This window comes from Streptoalloteichus tenebrarius, assembly GCF_024171885.1.
Taxonomy (GTDB): Bacteria; Actinomycetota; Actinomycetes; order Mycobacteriales; family Pseudonocardiaceae; genus Streptoalloteichus; species Streptoalloteichus tenebrarius.
In genome coordinates this window covers 165,558-185,801 of the sequence record NZ_JAMTCP010000008.1, presented here as the reverse complement: position 1 = coordinate 185,801, position 20,244 = coordinate 165,558, and the positions used below count along the sequence as shown (strand labels likewise).

The window sequence follows — 20,244 nt, the reverse complement described above, 5'->3', positions numbered from 1 at the left end:
GCCGGTGCCGGTCGGTGCCGGCTGGTGTCGATCGGCGCTGGCCGCTGCGCGTCGGTGCTGGCCAGCCCCGGTCCGTCTCGGTCAGCGCTGCCCAGCCCCGGTCCGTGTCGAACGTGTCGAACGTGTCGAACGTGTCGACCGTGTCGACGGTGTTGGTCAGGGTCGGTCGGCGCCGGTCGGGGCGGACAGCGGGGGCGGGCCACCCGGCCGACGCCGCAGACCCAGGGCGTCGAGCTGGGCCTGCGCCAACGCGGCGACCGCGTGTGGATCGCCGGAACGCCACGCCGTCGCCGGGTCCGAGGCGTAGCGGCCCAGACGCCGGGCGGGCAGGCGGGTCAGCGCGCGGAGCGCGAGCACGTCGTCGAAGCCGCCCCGGTCGGCGAGCTGGCGGACCGCCGCCGCCTCCCGCGCGTACCGCAGCCGGGCCGGCAGCCACACCAGGAGCAGCATCAGCACGGGGACCACGATCACCACGACGGCGAGCCAGGTGGCGGTCGTCTCCACCGCCGCGACCTGGCTGTGCCCCGCGGTCTCCAGCCGGGTCCCCGCCGCCTCTCCCCTGCCGAACGCCCTGGCCAGGGACTCACCGAGCAGCGGGACGCGCGCGGCGTGCTCGGCGGCGGCGCCGAAGGCCCCCTCCAGGTTGGCCCCGGCGTCGACCATCCGGTCGCCCGGCGCCCGCAGGCGCAGGACGTCGTCGCGCAGCCGGAGGGCCAGCACCACCCAGAGCGCGATCCACAGCAGCGTGAACACGTCCGCCGCGAGCTGCCTGGCCCTGCGGCCCGGATCGTCGGCGTACCACTTCATCCGGCCTCCCCACGATCATCGCCTGGGTCGACCGTACGGCCTGGCGGCCCGGCGCCGACTGGCGAGGAAAGACGAACCGCCCGACCCGCTGGCACGCGGTCGGGCGGTTCCCGGCGCGCCGGCCGGCCGCGGGGTCAGTCGCCGACGACGGCGAGCGCGTCGATCTCGACGAGCAGGCCCTCGGGCAGCCCGACGTAGACGGTGGTGCGGGCGGGGTACGGCTCGGCGACGAACTCGCCGTACGCCTCGTTCATCTCGGCGAAGTGCGCGGTGTCGGTCAGGTAGACGCGCAGCATCACGACGTCGTCCATGCTCGCGTCGGCCGCGGCCAGCACCGCGTTGACGTTGCGCAGGGCCTGCCGGGTCTGCTCCGCCACGGTGTCCCCGACGATCGCGCCGGTCGCCGGGTCGAACGCCACCTGCCCCGCCACCTGGAGGATGTTGCCCTTGCGCACGCCCTGCGTGAACCTGGCGACCGGCGTCGGGGCGTCGGCGGTGCGGATCTCGGTCTTGGCCATCAGTCGTCCTTCCTCGTGGTTCCCGGGACGCGCCCGGGGGTCGGGGTCCAGCCGCACTCGACGGAGGCGGCCTCCGCGGTGCGCACCAGGTCCGGCAGCAGCTCCATCAGGCCGTCGAAGTCGAGCAGCATCTGCGGCACCGACAGCGACACCGCGGCGACCACCCGGCCGCCCGCCCCTCGGATCGGCGCGCCGAGGCAGTGGATGAAGTCCTCGTGCTCGGCGTTGTCGACCGCGTAGCCCTGTTCGCGGACCCGCTCCAGCTCGTCGAGGTAGCCCTGGCTGTCGGTGATCGTGTTCGCGGTGAGCCTCGGGTAGTCGATCGAGGCGGCGATCGCGCGGCGCTCGGCGGCCGGCAGCGCGGCGACCAGGACCTTGGCCACGGCGGTGCAGTGCAGGGCGGCGCGTCGCCCGATCCGGGAGTACATGCGCACCGGGTGTCGGCTGTCGTACTTGTCGATGTAGACGACCTCGCCGTCCTCGTAGCTGGCGAGGTGGACGGTGTGCCCGGTCCTGGCGTTGAGGGCGCGCAGGTGCGGTTCGACGAGGCGGCGCACGTCGCGTTCCTCCAGCGCCTGGTTGGCCAGGTCGAACATGGCCGTGCCGAGGCGGTAGTGGCGGACGTCGTCGCGCTGCACGAAGCGGTGCGACTCCAGGGTGCGGAGCAGGCGCAACGCCGTGGACTTGTGGACGCCGAGGGTGCCGGCGAGCTGGTCGAGCGTGCGGGGGCCGCCGGCCAGCTCGGTGAGCATGGTCAACGCGCGGTCGAGGCTCTGGCTCATCGGCCCGTCACCCCCTCCCTGGTGACGCGGGCGGCCGCCCAGGTGGTCTCGTCGGCCGCGAGCAGGTCGGCGACCAGGTCGGCGGGCAGGGGCTCGGCCACGTCCTCGTGGCTGCACAGGGTGGCGGCGGCGAGCAGGTGGCCGGCGCGCAGGCGACGGGTCGGCTCCGCGCCCGCGAGCGTGGCGGCGAGGAAACCGGCGGCGAAGGCGTCCCCCGCCCCGACGGGTTCGACGACGTCCACGGCGAGCGCGGGCTGGAACACCAGCGCGTCGCCCTCGACGAGGGTCGCGCCCCTGGCGCCCTGTTTGACCACCAGGGTGGTCGGCGCGGGCAGCAGCTCGCGGACGCGTTCCGGGTCGCCGGTGCCCCACAGGGCCTCGGCCTCGTCCTCCCCCACGAACACCACGTCGGCGGCGTTGGCCAGTTCGGTCAGCACCCGGGCATCCTGGTCGCGCCACAACACCGGACGCCAGTTGACGTCGAACGACACCAGGTGCCCGCCGCTGCGCGGGGCCAGCGCGGCGCGCGACAGCGCGTGGCAGCTCGGGGACAGCGCGGCGGTGATGCCGGTGAGGTGCACCAGCCGGGTGGCGCTCAGGTCGAGCGCGGCGAGCAGGTCGGGGCCGAGGGCGGAGGCGGCCGAGCCCCTGCGGTAGTAGCGCATCCGGCTGCCGTCCGCGTGCGGCTCCTTCACGTAGAGGCCGGTCGGGCGTTCGGGGTCGATCCGCACGTCCGTGACGTCCACGCCGAAGGAACGCAGGTGGGCGAGCACGGCCTCGCCGAGGTCGTCCGCGCCGACCGCCCCGACCCAGCGCACCGGGAGGCCGGCCCTGGCCAGGTGGCAGGCGACGTTGGACTCGGCCCCGCCGACGGTGAGCAGGTAGCGCCGCGCCTGGTGACCGTCGGGGACGAACACGGCCAGCGACTCGCCGAGGCAGACCACGTCCGCGCGCCGGTCGCGGCCCCGCTCCCGGGGGTCGACCCTGTTCCCGTCCACACCGGACTGCCCCATGTGTCCCCTTCCGTGCACGGCCCACCACCGAGCGCGACGTCGTTGACCGGGCGGCCGCGGGAATGCTACACACCCCCGCATCACATCTTGCAACTGCCGTTGCACATCGTGCAACAGAGCGGAGGTGGGCGGTGCGTCCGGCCAACATCGACCGGGCCGCGGTCGCGGCGATCCGGTCCGAGCGGATCGACTGGCGCTTCAAGGGGATGCCCGCGTCGGCGTTCGGCGCCACGGTCGGTGAGCTGGCCGCCCGCCGGCCCCGCCTGTTCGCCGACGGGTTCGTCGGCCCGCTCGTGGTGATCGGGAAACCGGCGCTAGAGCACAACCTGCGCACGATGGCGGAGTGGTGCGCCCGGCACGGGCTCGCGCTGGCCCCACACGGCAAGACCACGATGGCGCCGCAGCTCTTCGCCGCCCAGCTCGACGCGGGGGCGTGGGCGATCACGGCCGCGACGGCGAGCCAGCTCCGCGTGTACCGGGCGTTCGGGGTCAGCCGGGTGGTGTTCGCCAACGAGCTGGTCGACGCCGCCGCGCTGCGCTGGGTCGCCGACGAGCTGGACCGCGACCCGGACTTCGAGTTCGTCTGCTGGGTGGACTCGACGCGGGGCGTGGAGCTGATGACGGAGGCGCTGGCGGACCGCCGGTCGGGCCGGCCCGTGGACGTGGCCGTCGAGCTGGGCGCCAGCGGGGGCCGCTCCGGGGTGCGCGAGGTGTCCGAGGGCGTGGCGGTCGCGGAGGCGGTGGCGGCCAGCCCGGCGTTGCGGCTGGTGGGTGTCGCGGGCTACGAGGGCGCGCTCGCCCACGAGACGTCGGGGGATGCACTGTCCACTGTGGACACCTATCTGCGGCGGCTGCGCGAGCTGGTCGTGCTCCTCGCCGAGGCGGGGCACTTCGCCGGGCTGGACCGGGTGTTCGTCTCCGCGGGAGGCAGCTCGTACTTCGACCAGGTCGCCGCCGCGTTCACCGAGCCGTGGCCCGGCGGGCTCGACGTGCTGCCCGTCCTGCGCAGCGGCGCCTACCTCACGCACGACGACGGCCTGTACCGACGACTGTCGCCGTTCGGCAGGGAACACCGGCTCTCGGGCGGCGAACCGCCGTTCCGTCCGGCGCTGCGGGCGTGGGCGCAGGTCTGCTCCCGACCGGAGCCGGGGCTGGCGTTGCTCACCCTCGGCCGCAGGGACGTCTCGTTCGACCAGGACCTGCCCGAACCGCGGGCGCTGCGGCCGGCCGGCGGGCCGGAGCGACCGCTCACCGGCTGCCGGGTCACCGCGCTCGCCGACCAGCACGCCTTCCTGGAGGTCGGCGCCGGGGTCGAGCTGGCCGTCGGGGACTGGGTGGGCCTCGGGCTGTCGCACCCCTGCACGGTCTTCGACAAGTGGCCGCTCGTCCCGGTCGTCGACGAGGACGGCGAGACCGTCGTCGACCTGGTCCGGACCTACTTCTGAGCGCCGGCGGGGAGGGCGGACACGTGGACATCGTCTTCAGGGACGCGACCGTCGTCGACGGGACCGGCGCGCCGGCGGTGCGCGCGGACGTCGGCGTCGCGGACGGCCGGATCGCGGCCGTCGACCGGGACCGCCGGCTCGGCGGCCGGCGGGTGGTGGACGCCGACGGGCTCGTGCTCGCGCCCGGCTTCATCGACATGCACTCCCACTCCGACCTCCAGCTCCTGGCCAACCCCGACCACCTGGCGAAGGTGTCCCAGGGCGTGACGCTGGAGGTCCTCGGCCAGGACGGGCTGTCCTACGCGCCGGTCGACGACGACGTGCTCGCCCAGCTTCGCGCGCAGCTCGCCGGCTGGAACGACGACCCGCCCGGGTTCGACTGGGACTGGCGCACCGTCGGCGAGTACCTGGACCGGCTCGACCGCGGGGTGGCCGTCAACGCGGCCTACCTCGTGCCGCAGGGGACGCTGCGGATGATGTGCCTCGGCTGGGAGGCGCGCCCGGCCACCGCCGACGAGCTGGACGCGATGCGCCGACTGCTCGCCGAGGGACTGGCCCAGGGCGCGGTCGGCATGTCCTCGGGCCTGACCTACACGCCAGGGATGTACGCCGACACCGACGAGCTGGTCGCGCTGTGCGAGGTGGTCGCGGCGCACGGCGGGTTCTACAGCCCGCACCACCGCAGCTACGGGGCGGGCGCGCTCGACGCCTACGCGGAGATGATCGAGGTGTCGCGGCGGTCCGGCTGCCCGCTGCACCTCGCGCACGCCACGATGAACTTCCCGGTCAACGCGGGCAGGGCCGGCGAACTCCTGTCCCTTGTGGACAGTGCGTTGGCCGAAGGGTGCGACATCACCCTGGACACCTACCCGTACCTGCCCGGCGCGACCTACCTGTCCGCGTTGCTGCCGAGCTGGGTGACCGAGGGCGGGGTCGAGGCCGCGCTGGTCCGCCTCACCGACGCCGCGACCAGGGAACGCGTCCGGCACGAGCTGGAGGAGGTCGGCTCGGACGGCTGCCACGGCGTGCCCGTCGACTGGGAGACCATCGAGATCAACGGCGTGCGCCGCGCCGAGCACGGCCACCTGGTCGGGCTGAGCGTCGCCGAGGCGGCGCGCCGGGCGGGCCGGCCGCCGGCGGAGCTGTACTTCGACGTGCTGGTCGCCGAGCGCCTCGGCACGTCCTGCCTGATGCACGTCGGGCACGAGGACAACGTGCGGGCGATCATGCGCCACCCCGCCCACACCGTCGGCAGCGACGGGCTGCTCGTGGGCGAACGCCCGCACCCCCGCGCGTGGGGGACGTTCCCGCGCTACCTCGGGCGGTATGTGCGCGAGCTGGGGGTGTTGAGCCTGGAGGAGTGCGTCGCCCACATGACCGGGCGGCCCGCACGCCGCCTCCGCCTGCGCGACCGGGGCCTGGTGCGCGTCGGGCACGCCGCCGACCTCGTCCTGTTCGACCCCGACACGATCACGGACACCGCCACCTTCGACGAGCCGAGGCGCCCCGCCGTCGGCGTGCGCCACGTGCTGGTCAACGGGGTGCCCGTGGTCGACGACGGCCGACCGACCGGCGCGCTGCCCGGCCGCTCGATCCGCCGCGGCTGACCCGCCACCCCGCTCTCCCCACGCCCGCCGCGTTCCGGCCGTGGGCGCGGACACCCCTACCCTGGAGGACTCTCGTGGCCGCATTGCTGGAGTGGTTGCGGCAGGACACGGCCGGGCTGCTGACCCTGTCCGCGCTCGGCATCGCCCTGCTGCTGTTCCTGATCATCAAGGTCAGGATCGAGCCGTTCATCGCGCTGCTGCTCGCCGGTCTGCTCGTCGCGCTCGGCGCCGGCCTGCCGGTGGAGCGGATCGTCGGCTCCGCGCAGAGCGGCAAGGAGTCGCTGCTGGAGGGCGGCTTCGGCGGCATCCTCGGGCACGTCACCGTGATCATCGGGTTGGGCACGCTGCTCGGCGCGGTGCTGGAGGCCTCCGGCGGAGCCGAGGTCCTCACCCGGCGCCTGCTCCACGCGTTCGGCGAACGGCGCGCGCCCCTCGCGATGGGGTTGTCCGGTCTGGTCTTCGGCATCCCGGTGTTCTTCGACATCGGCATCTTCGTGCTCGCGCCCCTGGTGTACGTGGCGGCGCGGCGCAGCGGGCGGTCGATCCTGCTCTTCTGCCTGCCGCTGCTGGCCGGCCTGTCGGTCACGCACGCGTTCCTGCCGCCCCACCCCGGGCCGGTCGCACTGGCCGGCCTGCTCAAGGTGGACATGGGCTGGATCATCATCATGGGCCTGGCCTGCGGCATCCCCGCGTGGTTCGTCGGCGGCGTCCTCTTCTCCTCCTGGATCGGCCGGCGGCTGCACCTGCCGGTGCCGGAGGAGGTGGGCGCCGGGGACGCCGCCCCGGCGGCCGAGGACCGGCCCGAGCCGCCGCTCGCCCTGGTGGCCACGATCATCGGCATCCCGCTGGTGCTGATCCTGGGCGCCACGTTCGGTGGGATGGCGCTGCCCAAGGGGTCCGCGGTGCTCGGCGTGCTGACCTTCCTCGGCTCCCCCGCGGTCGCGCTGACCATCGCGGTGCTGCTCGCGATCTGGTTGCTCGCCCTGCGCCGCGGCATGACCACGGCCGAGGTCAGCGGCCTGGCCGCCCGCTCGCTGCGGCCGGTGGGCATGCTCCTGCTCGTCGTGGGCGCCGGCGGGTTCTTCGGAGCGGTGCTGGCCGCCACCGGGGTCGGCAAGGCGCTGGCCGGCACGCTGTCCTCGGCCGGCCTGCCCCTCATCGTGCTCGCCTACGTGATCAGTTGCGCGCTGCGCGTCGCCCAGGGCTCGGCCACGGTGGCGATCGTGACCACCGGCGGGATCGTCGGCCCGCTGCTGACCGACGGGCAGTACACGCAGCCGCAGCTCGCGCTGGTCGCCGTGGCGATCGCCGCCGGGTCGATCATCGCCTCGCACGTCAACGACGGCGGGTTCTGGATCGTCTCGCGGTACTTCGGCATCCCGGTCAAGGAGACGCTGCGGACGTGGACCGTCCTGGAGACGATCCTGTCCGTGGTCGGCTTCGCGGTGGCGGGCCTGCTCAGCCTCGTGGTCTGAGCCTCGTGGTCTGAGCCTCGTCGTCTGGGGCCCGTGGTCGGGGCTCGTCGTCTGAGCCTCGTGGTCTGAGAACTCGTGGTCTGAGAACTCGTGGTCCGGTCCCCGGGGGTGGCCCCACCGGTCACACCCGGGGCGGTCACACCCGGGGCGCTCAACCCGCGTGGGCGCCGTCGGCCCGGTCCTGCGCGGCGAGGACGTCGTCGCCGTGCTCGTAGGCCCAACGCCCGAACGCCTCGATCGGCTCCACCAGCGTGCGGCCCAGCTCGGTCAGCTCGTACTCCACGCGCGGCGGGGCCTCGGCGTAGGCGCGGCGCAGGACGAGGCCGCTGTGTTCGAGGCGACGCAGGGTCTGCGTGAGCACCTTCGCGCTGATCCCCCCGATCCGGTCCGCCAGGTCGACCGGACGTCGAGGCCCCTGGCGCAGCGCCCAGACCACGACGGCGTTCCACGTGTTGCCCACCAGGTCGAAGGCGAGACGGGCGCGACAGTCGGCGAGGAACCCGTCGTCACCGTCCACCGCGGATCTCCCCTCCCGTCGACTCCGAACGTCCACTGTGTACCACTCGTTCCTTACCGAACGGTGCCTGTCGGTCCTCCTACCGTCGACGCGTCCCCCAACCAGAGGAGTACGGATGCGCATCGGGATTCTCGGAGCCGGCGACATGGCGGACGCGCTGGGCACGCAGTGGGTTCGCGCCGGCCATGAGGTGATGGTCAGCGGGCGGTCCCCCGAGCGGGCCACCGCGCTGGCGGACCGGATGGGACCGGCCGCCAGGGCCGGGACGTTCGCCGAGGCGGCGGCGTTCGGCTCGGCGACGCTCCTCGCGGTGCCCGCCTCGGCGGCGCTCGCGGTCCTGTCGGAGGCGGGCGCCGAGGAGGGGCTGCTGGGTGGCCGCGTGCTCGTCGACTGCACGAACCCGGTGGTGCCGGGCCGCTTCACGCTGGAGAGGCGGAACGGCGCCTCCCTGGCCGAGGAGATCGCCGGCACGACGGGAGCGCACGTCGTCAAGGCGTTCAACGTGTGCCACGTGGACGTGTGGCGGATGCGGCCGCCCGTCTTCGACGGCCGGCCGCTGGCCGTGCCGCTGTGCGGGGACGACGACGCCGCGCTGACGACGGTGCGCGACCTGGTCTCGGATCTGGGCTGCACGCCGATCGACGGCGGCGGACTGGAACGGGCGGGGTTGCTGGAGGCGACCGCCGCGTTCGTCATCGGGCTCTGGGTGGCCAGCGGGGCGGACGCGCAGGCGATCCTCCCGCCGGTGCGCTTCGCCGTGGGCGCCGACTGACACCGACTGGCACCCGGCACCGGCCCTGGGGATCACCGCTGGCCGTGCGCCCGACGAACCCGTCCCCCGCGCAGCCCCCGCCCTCTCCGGGGGGCGAGCCCCGCTCCAGCCTACCGCCGCACACCCCTCGACACAGGGCCACGCCAATCCTCTGTGGACAACTCCAGCACCTGTGGACAACCCTGTCCCCCAACACGGCGAAAGGGTTGACACAACACAGAAAACACTTACCAGAACCGGGCCCGCAGTCACTGCCCCAGTGGACAGCCCCCACCCGCCCTGGGGGGCGAGCCCCGCTCCAGCCTATCCAGGAACGACCGCCCGTCCAAGAGCATCAGCGCGCCCTGTGGACAACTTGGCGCCCTGTGGACAACTCGACCGTTACCAGCAATAAAGAGTTGCGCCCGGCCCCGGCGCTCCCCCCTGCCACCCCTGGCGACGGGACACGACGCCGGGACCCCGGTCAGCCGTGATGAACGAACAACGGGGCGCGCTCACTCAGGCGAGTGAGCGCGCCCCGTGCCGCTGGTGGGTGAAGATCAGGCGGACGCCGAGTCGAGCTCCGGCAGCCCCAGCACGTGTCGCAGGAACCGGCCCGTGTGGCTGTCCTCGTCCGCCGCGACGACCTCCGGCGTGCCCTCGGCGACCACCATGCCGCCGCCGGAGCCGCCCTCCGGCCCCATGTCGATGATCCAGTCCGCCGTCTTGATGACGTCGAGGTTGTGCTCGATGACGATCACGGTGTTGCCCTTGTCCACCAGGCCGTTGATCACGCCGAGCAGCTTGCGGATGTCCTCGAAGTGCAGGCCCGTGGTGGGCTCGTCGAGGATGTAGACCGTCTTGCCGGTCGAGCGCTTCTGGAGCTCGCTGGCCAGCTTCACCCGCTGCGCCTCGCCGCCGGACAGCGTCGGAGCCGGCTGGCCCAGCCGCACGTAGCCCAGGCCCACGTCGACGAGCGTCCGCAGGTGCCGGTGGATGGCGTTGATCGGCTGGAAGAACTCCGCCGCCTCCTCGATCGGCATGTCGAGGACCTCGGCGATCGTCTTGCCCTTGTAGTGCACCTCCAGGGTCTCCCGGTTGTACCGGGCGCCCTTGCACACCTCGCACGGGACGTAGACGTCCGGCAGGAAGTTCATCTCGATCTTGATGGTGCCGTCGCCGGCGCACGCCTCGCAGCGCCCGCCCTTGACGTTGAACGAGAACCGGCCGGGCTGGTAGCCCCGCACCTTCGCCTCGGTGGTCGCGGCGAAGAGCTTGCGGATGTGGTCGAACACGCCGGTGTAGGTGGCCGGGTTCGACCGGGGAGTCCTGCCGATCGGCGACTGGTCCACCTGAACCAGCTTGTCGACGTGCTCCAGCCCCTTGACCCTGGTGTGCCGGCCGGGCACCTGGCGCGCGCCGTTGAGCTTGTTCGCCAGCACGGTCGCCAGGATGTCGTTGACCAGCGTGGACTTGCCGGAGCCGGACACGCCGGTGACGGCGACCAGGCAACCCAGCGGGAAGGACACCTCGATCGAGCGCAGGTTGTGCTCCCGCGCGCCGACCACGGTGAGCTGGCGCTTCCTGTCGACCGGCCGCCGGGTCGCCGGCACCGCGATGCGCTTGCGCCCGGACAGGTACGCGCCGGTCAACGAGCTCGCGTGCGACAGCAGCCCCTCGACGGGACCGCTGTGCACCACCTGACCGCCGTGCTCGCCCGCGCCGGGGCCGATGTCGACCACCCAGTCCGAGGTGCGGATGGTGTCCTCGTCGTGCTCGACCACGATCAGCGTGTTGCCCAGGTCGCGCAGCCGGGTCAACGTCTCGATGAGCCGGTGGTTGTCCCGCTGGTGCAGGCCGATCGACGGCTCGTCGAGCACGTACAGCACGCCCACCAGCCCGGAGCCGATCTGCGTCGCCAGGCGGATGCGCTGGGCCTCGCCGCCGGACAGGGTGCCGGCCGCGCGGTCGAGCGACAGGTAGTCCAGGCCGACGTCGAGCAGGAAGCCCAGACGCGCCTGCACCTCCTTGAGCACCCGCTCGGCGATCATGCGCTCGCGCGGGCCGAGGGCCAGGCCGGACAGGAAGTCCGCGCAGTCCCGCACGCTCATCGCGCAGACCTCGGCGATGGAGCGCTCGCCCAGCTCGGCGTGCTCCAGCGTGACCGCGAGGATCTCCGGCTTGAGCCGGGTGCCCTGGCACGCGGGGCAGGGCACCTCCCGCATGTAGCCCTCGTACTTCTCACGCATGTACTCGGACTCGGTCTGGTCCAGCCGCCGTTCGAGGAACGGGATGACGCCCTCGAAGTTCGCGTAGTAGGCCCGCTCGCGGCCGTACCGGTTGCGGTAGCGGACGTGCACCTGCTCGTTGACGCCGTGCAGCACGGCCTTCTGCACCTTGGCGGGCAGCCGGCGCCACGGCACGTCCATGCGGAAGCCGATCGTCTCGGCCAGCGCCTCCAGCAGGCGGGTGAAGTACTCGGCGCTCTGGCCGCCCGCCCACGGCGCGATCGCGCCCTCGGCCAGCGACAGCTCGTCGTCCGGCACCACCAGCTCGGGGTCGACCTCCTTGCGCACGCCGATGCCGGTGCACTCCGGGCAGGCCCCGAACGGCGAGTTGAAGGAGAACGAGCGCGGCTCCAGCTCGTCGATCGCCAACGGGTGGCCGTTCGGGCAGGCCATGCGCTCGGAGAAGCCGCGCTCGCGCTGCGGGTCGCCCTCGGGCAGGTCGACGAACTCCAGCACGACGAGGCCGTCGGCCAGGCGCAGCGCGGTCTCGACCGAGTCGGTCAGCCGCTGCTTGGCGTTGCGCTTCACGGTGAGCCGGTCGACGACCACCGCGATGTGGTGCTTCTCCTGCTTCTTCAGCTTCGGCGGCTCGGTCAGCGGGTGGACCTCGCCGTCCACCCTGACCCGGGAGAAGCCCTGGGTCTGGAGCTGCTCGAACAGGTCCACGTACTCGCCCTTGCGGCCGCGCACGACCGGGGCGAGCACCTGGAACCGGGTGCCCTCCTCCATGGCGAGCACCTGGTCGACGATCTGCTGCGGGGTCTGCCGGCTGATCGGCTCGCCGCAGGTCGGGCAGTGCGGCTTGCCGGCGCGCGCGTACAGCAGCCGCAGGTAGTCGTAGACCTCGGTGATGGTGCCGACCGTCGAGCGCGGGTTGCGCGAGGTCGACTTCTGGTCGATGGACACCGCGGGCGACAGGCCCTCGATGAAGTCCACGTCGGGCTTGTCCATCTGGCCGAGGAACTGCCTGGCGTAGGCCGAGAGCGACTCGACGTACCGTCGCTGCCCCTCGGCGAAGATCGTGTCGAAGGCCAGGCTGGACTTCCCCGACCCGGACAGCCCGGTGAACACGATCAGGCTGTCCCGCGGCAGCTCCAGGTCCACGCCGCGGAGGTTGTGCTCTCGGGCACCGCGAACGACGAGTCGGTCGGCCACTGGGGCAGGTCCCTTCGGATCAGGTCCGTGCGGAGGGGCGGGCGGTTGTGTCGTGGAGCGCCGCCGGGCGCCGTCGACGCCCTCGGCGGCGTCGCGGACGGGAGTCCCACGACGTCGCCGGGGAACATCGACCCGGCGCCGACCGGCGAGGCGACGCGGCCCGACGCCGAAGCGCCGGACGTGCGCCGTCGTGCCCTGGCCGAACCGCCCAGGACGGCCGCCGACCACTGTAGGCCCGCCCACCGACAACAACCGGTGAGGCGGGTCGTTCTGTTCCGCCCGCAGGGACCCGGCTCAGCCCTTGTCCACCCGAACGAGGTCGGCGTCCCGCGTCTCCTTCCCCCTCAGGTACACCACCAGACTCACCAGGCACAGCAGGCTGAGGTACCAGGGGTAGAGCCCCCCGCGCCCCTGTGCGGCAAGCCACTCGACCACGTAGGGCGCGGTGCCGCCGAACAGCGCGACCGTGAGGGCGTACGGCAGGCCGACGCCGGCCGCGCGCACCTCGGTGGGGAACAGCTCGGCCATCGCCGCCGGGGCCACCGCCCCGTAGCAGGAGAAGAGCGCCAGACCGACGGTCATGACCGCGAACAGCGTGAACGCCGACGAGTCGAGCAGGGCGAACAGCGGGACGACGAGCACCACGAACCCGACGGCGAAGGTGATCAGCAGCGGCCGACGGCCCACGCGGTCCGACAACGCGCCGAGCAGCGGGAGGACGCCCATCATGACGAGCTGCGCCGCCACCGACGCCCACAGCGCCGACGACGTCGGAACGGCGTGCTCCTTCTGCGCGTAGTTCGGCAGGTAGACCGCGAACGTGTAGTAGGCGGTGGTGGCGCCGACCGTGAAGCCGACCACCCGCAGGGCGCCGAGCGGGTGCTTGCGGAGCAACTCCAGCGTGGGGCGGGACACCCGGCGCCCCCGGCCCTCCGTGTACGCCTCGGTCTCCTCCAGCGTGCGCCGCAGGTACAGGCCGTAGACGCCCAGCAGCGCGCCGATCGCGAACGGGATCCGCCAGGCCCACTCGGCCACGGCGGCCTTGCCGAGCGTCCCGGTGAGCACCGTGGCGAGCAGCGTCGAGAGGACCGTCCCCAGCGTGGTGCTCAGGTACAGGAAGCTCGCGTAGAACCCGCGACGGCCGGGCGGCGCCAGCTCGGCGAGGTAGGTCGAGGACGCCGCGAACTCGCCGCCCGTGGACAGGCCCTGCGCGATGCGGGCGAGCAGCAGCAGGACCGGCGCCAGCAGCCCCACCTGCTCGTAGGTCGGGCTCACCGCGATCAGCAGGCTGCCGCCGGCCATCAGCACCACCGACAGCGTCAGCCCGGCCCTGCGGCCCCTGCGGTCGGCGAACGCCGCGAGCAGCGCGCCCCCGAGGGGGCGGAAGAAGAAGCCGACCGCGAAGATCGCCAACGCGCTGAGCAGCGCCACGGCCGGGTCGCCCTTGGCGAAGAACTGCGGGGCGAAGAACGCCGAGAAGATGGCGAAACTGTTCCAGTCGAACCACTCCAGGGCGTTGCCGATGGACGCCGCCACCAGTCCCCTGCGTCGGGTACGCCCCTGTTCCGCCCGTGTCTCGGGCACCGTGCTGGTCACCGTCGGCCTCCGCTCAGCTCTCCCCCGGGAAGGAGAGCTAACCGGAGACGCCCGACAGGTTCCACCGTTCGGCGGTTTCGTTCCACTTGGTGAGAGTAGTTGCGCCACGCGACCGACCCCGCGTACACGCTCCGTCACCACCACCGGGCGACGATGGGCAAAACCAGTGGTCGGCAGCGGTTCAGCGACCCCGATCGGGTCTATCGGGGGGTTGCTCGTCGCACTTACCCTGTTCCCTACCGCATCCCTGCCGCACCCCGCTCACGCCACCCGCTCACCCCACCTCCAGGAGGGGCGCCATGTCCGCAGCGGAGACGCGACCGGACCTCCGGTCCCTGGCCCTCGCCCGGTCCGCGGCCGCAGCCCAGGCCGCCGGACGGGCCACCGCCGGACTGACCGCCCTGGACCACGCCACCGGCCGCCTCCTCGACGTCGTCGAGAGGATGGACGAGGCCACGGCGCACGGGTCGAGCCTGTGCCCGGGCTGGACCAGGGCCCACGTCATCACCCACCTGGCCCGCAACGCCGACGCGCTGGTCAACCTGCTCACCTGGGCGAGAACCGGGATCGAACACCAGATGTACGCGAGCAGGGCCGACCGGGACGCCGACATCGAGGAGGGCGCGGCGCGGCACTGGCGGCTGCTGGCCGAGGACCTGCGCGCCGCGTGTGAGCGGTTCACGGCCGCGGCCGCCCGGCTGACCGAGGACTCCTGGCGCGCCGAGGTGGTGGGCAGCCGAGGCCGCCCGATCATGGCCTACGACATCCCCTGGATGCGGTTGCGCGAGGTCTGGGTGCACCTGGTGGACCTCGACCGCGACGTGGGGTTCGGCGACATCCCCGACGACCACCTGAAGCCGCTGCTGGACGACGCCGTCGTCCACTTCCGCGGTCGGGCCGACGTGCCGCCGATGCGGTTGCACGTCGACCTTCCCGACGGGAGTCAGCGGGTGTGGGAGGTCCTCTCCCCGGTCAGCGGGAACCCGGTCTCGGTCAGGGGCCAGGCGGCCAGCGTGCTCGCCTGGCTGACCGGACGGGGTGACGGGATGGCCCTGGCCGGGGAGCTGCCCGACCTGCCGCCCTGGATCTGACCGGCCGACCCCCTGGGCGCGGGGAGCTGGTGGAGGCCCGCGATCCGCACCGCCCAGCGGAACCCGAGGGCCAGCGCCAGCCGCACGCCCCAACCGGCGCGCAGACCCGCCGCCCGGCCGGCGGTCGCCAGGCGGTCGGCGACCGGTCCGGTGAGCCAGCGGTGCGCCGGCCGCTCGACCAGGGTCGTCAGCAACCAGCCCAGCAGGATCGCGGCGGCGACCGTCGCCAGCAGGCGCGTCCACGGCCCCGCGCCCCGGTCGAGCAGGAGCCGGGCGAGCAGGTAGCCGATCTCCTGGTTGAGCAGGTACACGCCGTAGGAGATGCCGGCGAGGAACGTGGCCGGCTGGCGGAGGAACCGCGCGAAGGTCCAGTCCGGTCCCGCGGCCGCCAGACACACCAGGCCGAGCATCACCCCGACCGCGATGGTGGAGGGCCGGTCCTTCGTCTGCACCTCGTGGGCCAGGAGCACGGCGCCCAGCAGGAGCGTCAGGTGCCAGCCGCGCAGCCGGCGGCGGCTCCACAGCCAGATGCCCACGCCGGCGGCGAACAGGTGGGTGCGGTAGAGGCCGAGCCCGTCGTAGACGGAGCGGACGAGTTGGCTGGCGTCGTCGGTGCGCCAGGTGAGCCGGAGCAGCGTCGGGACGACGACGATGGCCCACAGCGTCAGCGGGGCGCGCCAGCCGCGCATCCAGCGCAGCGGCCACAGCACGGCGGCCGCCGTGAACGCGAGGAGCTGGACGGGCAGGGTCCAGTACGACCCGTCGACGTAGTGCACGTCGGGCCACCAGGCCTGCGCCAGCAGCAGGTTGCCCAGCAGGTCGCCGAGGGTCGGCCGGTACCAGTCGGGCGCCGCCACCAGGACGACGAGCGCGTAGGTGACCAGCACGGCGACCAGGTACGGCGGCATCAACCGGCTCACCCGGTTCCACCACCACCGCAGCGGCCGGGCGCGGCGCACCGTGCAGCACACGAAGAACGCCGAGATGACGAGCAGGGTGGCGGCGCCGGCCTGCACGGAGAACGTGAAGGGGGTGGGCCCCAGCTCCGGGTGGCTGATGGGGCCCTGATGGGTGGCGTGTTGGAGGACGACGGCCAGCACCGCGACGACGCGGAGCAGGTCCCAGCTCGTGCGGCGCCGGGAGCCGGTGGACGGGCGGGGGGACGGCGCCGGGTCGGGGAGGGCGCCTTCGGGGGAACGCTGTTCGGGAATCAAGGTCAGGGGTTTCCGGACGGGAACCGGCGGAACGGGCCGATTCGGGGTCGGCGGTTCGGGTCGGCAGTGGGGGTGCCGGTCGGGCCGCGCCCGTTGGGGGCGGCACGGGCTGGCGCGACGGCGTCGGGGACCGGGTGTCCTCGGCGCCGGGGCGTGCGCGTGCCACGGGCGCGGGTGTTTCCCACAGGAGGTCGTGCGGGCCGTCGGGGGTCAACGGCTCGCCCGGCCCGGGGAGGTGTCGGGGGACCCCGTCCCGCGGGGAGCGGCATCGGTCGGGCGATGGCCGCCCGCGGGACGGTGTGCGCGGTTGTCCCCGCCGCCACGGTCGGGTCCGGCGGCGCCGGGTCCGGCCGCCGGGGAACCGCCCGTTCCGGGACGGGGTCGGTCAGGGTCGGGGAGGTCGTGGTCAGGGAGGTCGTGATCGGGCTGGTGCGGGTCGGGTCGGGCACGGGGGACGGGCGTTTCGGTCGGCTCGGTCGCCGTGGCGCCACCGGGCGGGGAGGGCTCCGGTCGGCGCGCGCCGGATCAGACCACCGACGGCGGGAACCCGGACCGGTCGGGGTGCGTTCCCTCGGGTGGGAGCGCGCGGTCGGGCTCTCGGACGGGGTCGGACCCTCGGGCGGGGAGCGGACAGGGGGTGGCCGCCCTCGCCCCGGCGATCGTCGGGACTGGGTTGGTTCGGGATCGGGTTGGTTCGAGGCTGGGCCGTTTCGGACTGGGGTCGTTCGGGTCGGGCTGGTGGGGGTTGGGCTTCCGACGTCGGGCTTGCCGCTCCGTGGGGTTGCCCGGGTCGGGTGCCGGGTTTCGGGGGCGTGAACCGGGTGGCCAGGGCCGCGTCGTCGTTCAGGGCCGCGCCCCAGGGAAGGCAGGGAAGGCGGCGTGACGACCGACCGTCCTGGGACAGCGGGTCGTTCGCGAGCGACGGTCCCTCGCGCCGGTGGGGCCGGCTCGCAGGGTGACGGCTCGTGGCACCGGGTTCGGTGAGTCGTCCTCCTCTCGTCAAGATCTTTTGTGGCCAGCGTAGGGGGCGCACCTGAAGACGAGCTGAGAACTTCCGGTCACCCCGGTGAGAGATCCTCGGGGCAGCCCCCTGCCCGCCGGCGCGGTGCACTACGGTCGCGATCGTGGAGGTTCTCGACGACTACACCGGCCACGTCGAGCCCGGCGGCCCCGCCGCCCGGCGCACGCTGGCGGAGCTGACCATCAGCAAGATCTCGGTCGGCCCGATGGACAACAACGCCTACCTCCTGGTGTGCCGCCGCAGCGGGGAGGCCCTGCTGGTGGACGCGGCCAACGACCCGGAGCGGCTGTCCGACCTCATCGGGCACGACGCCGACCGGCCCCAGCTCACCACGATCGTGACCACGCACCAGCACGGCGACCACTGGCAGGCGCTGGGCGCGGTGGCCGGGGCGACCGGGGCGAACACCGTGGCCCACCCGGCCGACGCGGAGGCCCTCCCGGTGCCGCCGGACCAACTGGTCGAGCACGGCGACGTCGTGCGGTTCGGCCAGTGCGAGCTGGAGGTGATCCACCTGCGTGGGCACACCCCCGGCTCGATCGCCCTGCTCTACCGCGACCCGCAGGGGCACCCGCACCTGTTCACCGGCGACTCGCTCTTCCCCGGCGGCGTGGGCAAGACGACCAGCCCCGAGGACTTCACGTCGCTGTTCACCGACGTGAAGGAGCGGATCTTCGACGTGCTGCCGGACGACACCTGGTTCTACCCCGGCCACGGCGACGACTCCACCCTCGGCGAGCAGCGCCCCCACCTCGCCGAGTGGCGCGAACGCGGCTGGTGATCCGAGGATCTTCCCGAACGGGGCCGCCTGGCACCTCAGGCGGCCCCGTTCCGTTTCGCCAGGGTGGTGTCGAGGGCGGCCGAGGGGAGCGGCGGGGCTTCGCGGGGCGGGTCGGTATGGTCCGGGTGTGACGGAGCTCGGGACCAGGCCGACCGTGGACATCTACACCGACGGTGCGTGCAGCGGGAATCCCGGGCCCGGCGGCTGGGGCGCGGTCCTGCGGTCCGGCCGGCACGAGAAGGAGCTGTACGGCGGCGAGCCGGGGATGACGACCAACAACCGGATGGAGCTGATGGCTCCGATCCAGGCGTTGGAGTGCCTGAAGCGCCCGAGCGTGGTCCGGCTGCACACCGACAGCACCTACGTGAAGAACGGGGTCACGTCGTGGATGCCCCGCTGGAAGGCCAACGGCTGGCTGACCAGCGAAAAGAAGCCGGTGAAGAACGTGGACCTGTGGCAGCGGCTGGACGCCGCGATGGCCCCGCACGAGGTGGGGTGGTACTGGGTCAAGGGGCACGCGGGGCATCCGGAGAACGAGCGCGCCGACCGCCTCGCGGTGCGTGGTCTCCAGGAGACGCGCGACGCCGGACCCGGCTCGCCCGGCCCGACCCCGCGTCGAGCCGCCGAGCCGGCGCATGAGGAAAGCCTGTCGCTGCTGTCCGTGCCCTCGCACGACGGCGAATAGAGAACGGGCAGAGGCGGGCACGGCCGACCCCGGACCTCGATCGCGGAGATCAACTGATCGGGGGTTTCTGACCGGTTTCCGCACTCACCAATCCGTCACTTCCCTTCGAATACCCGGGATCCCGGATGGCGAGGGAGGAGCCGGATGGCGGACCGGAGGATCGGCGGGGCGGGCGGCGGCTCTGACCCCGCGCCGCGTCGCGGGAAGGCCGCTGTGTTCGTCGCGGCCGCCGTGACCGCCGGCCTCGTCGCCGCGAGTGGCGGTGCCGGAACGGTCGGTGGCATGACGCTGGGGTCCTCGGGCGGGGCCACGGCCGGGTCCTCCGGCGCCGGTGGGTCCGCGGCGGGGCGGAGCGTTCGGGCGCGGAAGTCCGAGAGCCGCGAGGCCGCGCGTCGGGGTGACGCCGACGAGGCGTGGCGTCGCCTGGGGATGCGGCGGCTCCGGCAGGCGGCGCGGCGGGATCTGGACTGCCTGCGCAACTCGTTCGGAGAGGTCCAGCGGTTCTTCGCGCGGACCCCGTGCACGTCGCTGGACCGGATGCTGTTCGCGGTGGGCGACGGCCAGAACACGGCGGTGGTCTCGGTGGTGTGGGTCCGCTTCCCCCGCAGGGACGACGTGCGTCGTTTCAGGAGCGTGATGGACGTTCACGGGAGCGGGGACGTCAGACCGTTGGGCAGCGGGTTGCTGGGGATGGCGGAGATCAGGTTCACCGGACGGCACTACCACCCCCACCCGAACGGCGACACGATCACGATCGCCGAGACCGAGCGGCTGGGCGGGACCGTGGACGACGAGGTGCTCGGGGCGCTGGCGGAGGTCGCCTCGTTCCTCCCGCGCCCCTGACGGCGCTCGGGCGGGGGCCGTCCCTCCCCCGTGGGCGGCCCCCGCCGGCGACGTCCCCGGGTGGGTCAGCGGGCGACGAGGGTGTTCTGGCGGGCGGCGACCCACCAGCGGCCGTCCTCCTTCACCAGGACGTAGATCGCGACCATGGCGTGGTCGGTGTCGATCAGCTCGCCGTCCGGCGTCGTCGCCCACGCGTGCTTGTGGGCGACCGCGACGTCGGGGCGGAGGAAGACAACGTCGGTCATGCGGTACCGGGCGTGCTCGTCGCGGAGGAACCCGGACAGGCCGCGCTGGTTGGCGTCCTGGATGGCCTCGCGCCCCGTCATCTGGACGCCCATCGCGTTGACGACCGACGCGTTGCGGGCGAAGGGGGCGGTCAGCAACTCGGCGTCGTTGGTGTTGAACGCCTTCTCGGCGTCGGCGATGATCTGCCTGATCGCGGCGACGTCCCGCTCGTGGTCCACGGTGGAGTCCTCGATCAGGGGCGGCCGCGCGTCCGTCGTTGTCATGCGCCCAGCCTCCAACCTCAAGTAATCAGGAGGTCAACTCGTCCTCGTCTTGACGGGCGTCACAGCGCGGCCGTTCGGCGGGCGCCCCGCGTCCGGGGGATCGCCGGGGATCAGAGTTGGCGGAGGGCGCCGGGGAGGCGCAGCCT

General features: G+C 73.3%; 15 protein-coding genes and 2 pseudogenes. 8 read left to right on the top strand and 9 right to left on the bottom strand.

Features of this window, described 5'->3' with window-relative positions; all coding sequences use genetic code 11:
* Positions 1–156 precede the first annotated feature (156 nt).
* The 4 genes from LX15_RS10820 to LX15_RS10805 form a co-directional block, all read right to left on the bottom strand.
* Positions 157–807 carry a hypothetical protein gene (locus LX15_RS10820; protein WP_253669385.1) on the bottom strand — a complete coding sequence of 217 codons (651 nt, stop codon included), beginning with the start codon at positions 805–807 and terminating at the stop codon, positions 157–159.
* A gap of 134 nt (positions 808–941) precedes the next feature.
* The gene (locus LX15_RS10815; protein WP_253669384.1) at positions 942–1,325 is read right to left on the bottom strand and encodes a RidA family protein; all 384 of its coding nucleotides are present in this window, start codon (positions 1,323–1,325) and stop codon (positions 942–944) included.
* Positions 1,325–2,107, bottom strand: coding sequence for an IclR family transcriptional regulator (locus LX15_RS10810; protein ID WP_253669383.1), 783 nt, complete (start codon positions 2,105–2,107; stop codon positions 1,325–1,327). The genes LX15_RS10815 and LX15_RS10810 overlap by 1 nt, the downstream gene beginning before the upstream one ends.
* Positions 2,104–3,120: a sugar kinase gene (locus LX15_RS10805; RefSeq protein WP_253669382.1), complete on the bottom strand. Its 1,017-nt coding sequence runs from the start codon at positions 3,118–3,120 to the stop codon at positions 2,104–2,106. Before LX15_RS10805 ends, LX15_RS10810 begins: the two co-directional genes overlap by 4 nt.
* Positions 3,121–3,251: 131 nt before the next feature.
* Between LX15_RS10805 and LX15_RS10800 the strand changes: the two genes are divergently transcribed.
* From LX15_RS10800 to LX15_RS10790, 3 genes are all read left to right on the top strand, one after another.
* Positions 3,252–4,565, top strand: a complete 1,314-nt coding sequence (locus LX15_RS10800) for an amino acid deaminase (RefSeq protein ID WP_253669381.1) — start codon at positions 3,252–3,254, stop codon at positions 4,563–4,565.
* Between the two features lie 23 nt (positions 4,566–4,588).
* Complete coding sequence (locus LX15_RS10795) at positions 4,589–6,172, top strand: N-acyl-D-amino-acid deacylase family protein (RefSeq protein ID WP_253669380.1); 1,584 nt, start codon at positions 4,589–4,591, stop codon at positions 6,170–6,172.
* 83 nt (positions 6,173–6,255) lie between these two features.
* Positions 6,256–7,647, top strand: a complete 1,392-nt coding sequence (locus LX15_RS10790) for a GntP family permease (protein WP_253669417.1) — start codon at positions 6,256–6,258, stop codon at positions 7,645–7,647.
* A gap of 151 nt (positions 7,648–7,798) precedes the next feature.
* On the opposite strand, the gene LX15_RS10785 is transcribed toward LX15_RS10790, so the two are convergent.
* Positions 7,799–8,164, bottom strand: a complete 366-nt coding sequence (locus LX15_RS10785; protein WP_253669379.1) for a winged helix-turn-helix transcriptional regulator — start codon at positions 8,162–8,164, stop codon at positions 7,799–7,801.
* A gap of 115 nt (positions 8,165–8,279) precedes the next feature.
* On the opposite strand from LX15_RS10785, the gene LX15_RS10780 reads away from it, so the two are divergent.
* The gene (locus tag LX15_RS10780) at positions 8,280–8,936 is read left to right on the top strand and encodes an NADPH-dependent F420 reductase (protein ID WP_253669378.1); all 657 of its coding nucleotides are present in this window, start codon (positions 8,280–8,282) and stop codon (positions 8,934–8,936) included.
* 539 nt (positions 8,937–9,475) lie between these two features.
* Here the strand turns inward: LX15_RS10780 and uvrA are convergent.
* Both uvrA and LX15_RS10770 read right to left on the bottom strand, forming a co-directional pair.
* Entirely contained in the window at positions 9,476–12,358 is a 2,883-nt protein-coding gene (uvrA, locus tag LX15_RS10775; RefSeq protein ID WP_253669377.1) for an excinuclease ABC subunit UvrA, read from the bottom strand.
* 294 nt (positions 12,359–12,652) lie between these two features.
* Entirely contained in the window at positions 12,653–13,954 is a 1,302-nt protein-coding gene (locus LX15_RS10770; protein ID WP_253669376.1) for an MFS transporter, read from the bottom strand.
* Between the two features lie 299 nt (positions 13,955–14,253).
* On the opposite strand from LX15_RS10770, the pseudogene LX15_RS10765 reads away from it, so the two are divergent.
* A pseudogene (locus LX15_RS10765) lies at positions 14,254–14,931 on the top strand (maleylpyruvate isomerase N-terminal domain-containing protein); the annotation flags it as partial.
* Here LX15_RS10765 and LX15_RS10760 read toward each other — a convergent pair.
* Positions 14,898–16,259, bottom strand: coding sequence for an acyltransferase family protein (locus LX15_RS10760; protein ID WP_372502579.1), 1,362 nt, complete (start codon positions 16,257–16,259; stop codon positions 14,898–14,900). The pseudogene LX15_RS10765 and the gene LX15_RS10760 sit on opposite strands and share 34 nt — an antisense overlap.
* 1,124 nt (positions 16,260–17,383) lie before the next feature.
* On the opposite strand from LX15_RS10760, the gene LX15_RS10755 reads away from it, so the two are divergent.
* From LX15_RS10755 to LX15_RS10745, 3 genes and pseudogenes are all read left to right on the top strand, one after another.
* Positions 17,384–18,061, top strand: a complete 678-nt coding sequence (locus LX15_RS10755) for an MBL fold metallo-hydrolase (RefSeq protein WP_253669374.1) — start codon at positions 17,384–17,386, stop codon at positions 18,059–18,061.
* Between the two features lie 127 nt (positions 18,062–18,188).
* A pseudogene (rnhA, locus tag LX15_RS10750) lies at positions 18,189–18,650 on the top strand (ribonuclease HI); the annotation flags it as partial.
* 240 nt (positions 18,651–18,890) lie between these two features.
* Positions 18,891–19,589: a hypothetical protein gene (locus tag LX15_RS10745; RefSeq protein ID WP_253669372.1), complete on the top strand. Its 699-nt coding sequence runs from the start codon at positions 18,891–18,893 to the stop codon at positions 19,587–19,589.
* A 65-nt stretch (positions 19,590–19,654) separates the two neighbouring features.
* Here LX15_RS10745 and LX15_RS10740 read toward each other — a convergent pair whose 3' ends face one another.
* Complete coding sequence (locus tag LX15_RS10740) at positions 19,655–20,098, bottom strand: SgcJ/EcaC family oxidoreductase (RefSeq protein WP_191892433.1); 444 nt, start codon at positions 20,096–20,098, stop codon at positions 19,655–19,657.
* Positions 20,099–20,244: the final 146 nt, after the last annotated feature.

Excerpts from the sequence above, each read along its gene's own strand:
- LX15_RS10820 (WP_253669385.1), bottom strand. The coding sequence starts at position 807 with ATGAAGTGGTACGCCGACGATCCGGGCCGCAGGGCCAGGCAGCTCGCG.
- LX15_RS10815 (WP_253669384.1), bottom strand. The coding sequence starts at position 1,325 with ATGGCCAAGACCGAGATCCGCACCGCCGACGCCCCGACGCCGGTCGCC.
- LX15_RS10810 (WP_253669383.1), bottom strand. The coding sequence starts at position 2,107 with ATGAGCCAGAGCCTCGACCGCGCGTTGACCATGCTCACCGAGCTGGCC.
- LX15_RS10805 (WP_253669382.1), bottom strand. The coding sequence starts at position 3,120 with ATGGGGCAGTCCGGTGTGGACGGGAACAGGGTCGACCCCCGGGAGCGG.
- LX15_RS10780 (WP_253669378.1), top strand. The coding sequence starts at position 8,280 with ATGCGCATCGGGATTCTCGGAGCCGGCGACATGGCGGACGCGCTGGGC.
- LX15_RS10745 (WP_253669372.1), top strand. The coding sequence starts at position 18,891 with ATGGCGGACCGGAGGATCGGCGGGGCGGGCGGCGGCTCTGACCCCGCG.
- LX15_RS10740 (WP_191892433.1), bottom strand. The coding sequence starts at position 20,098 with ATGACAACGACGGACGCGCGGCCGCCCCTGATCGAGGACTCCACCGTG.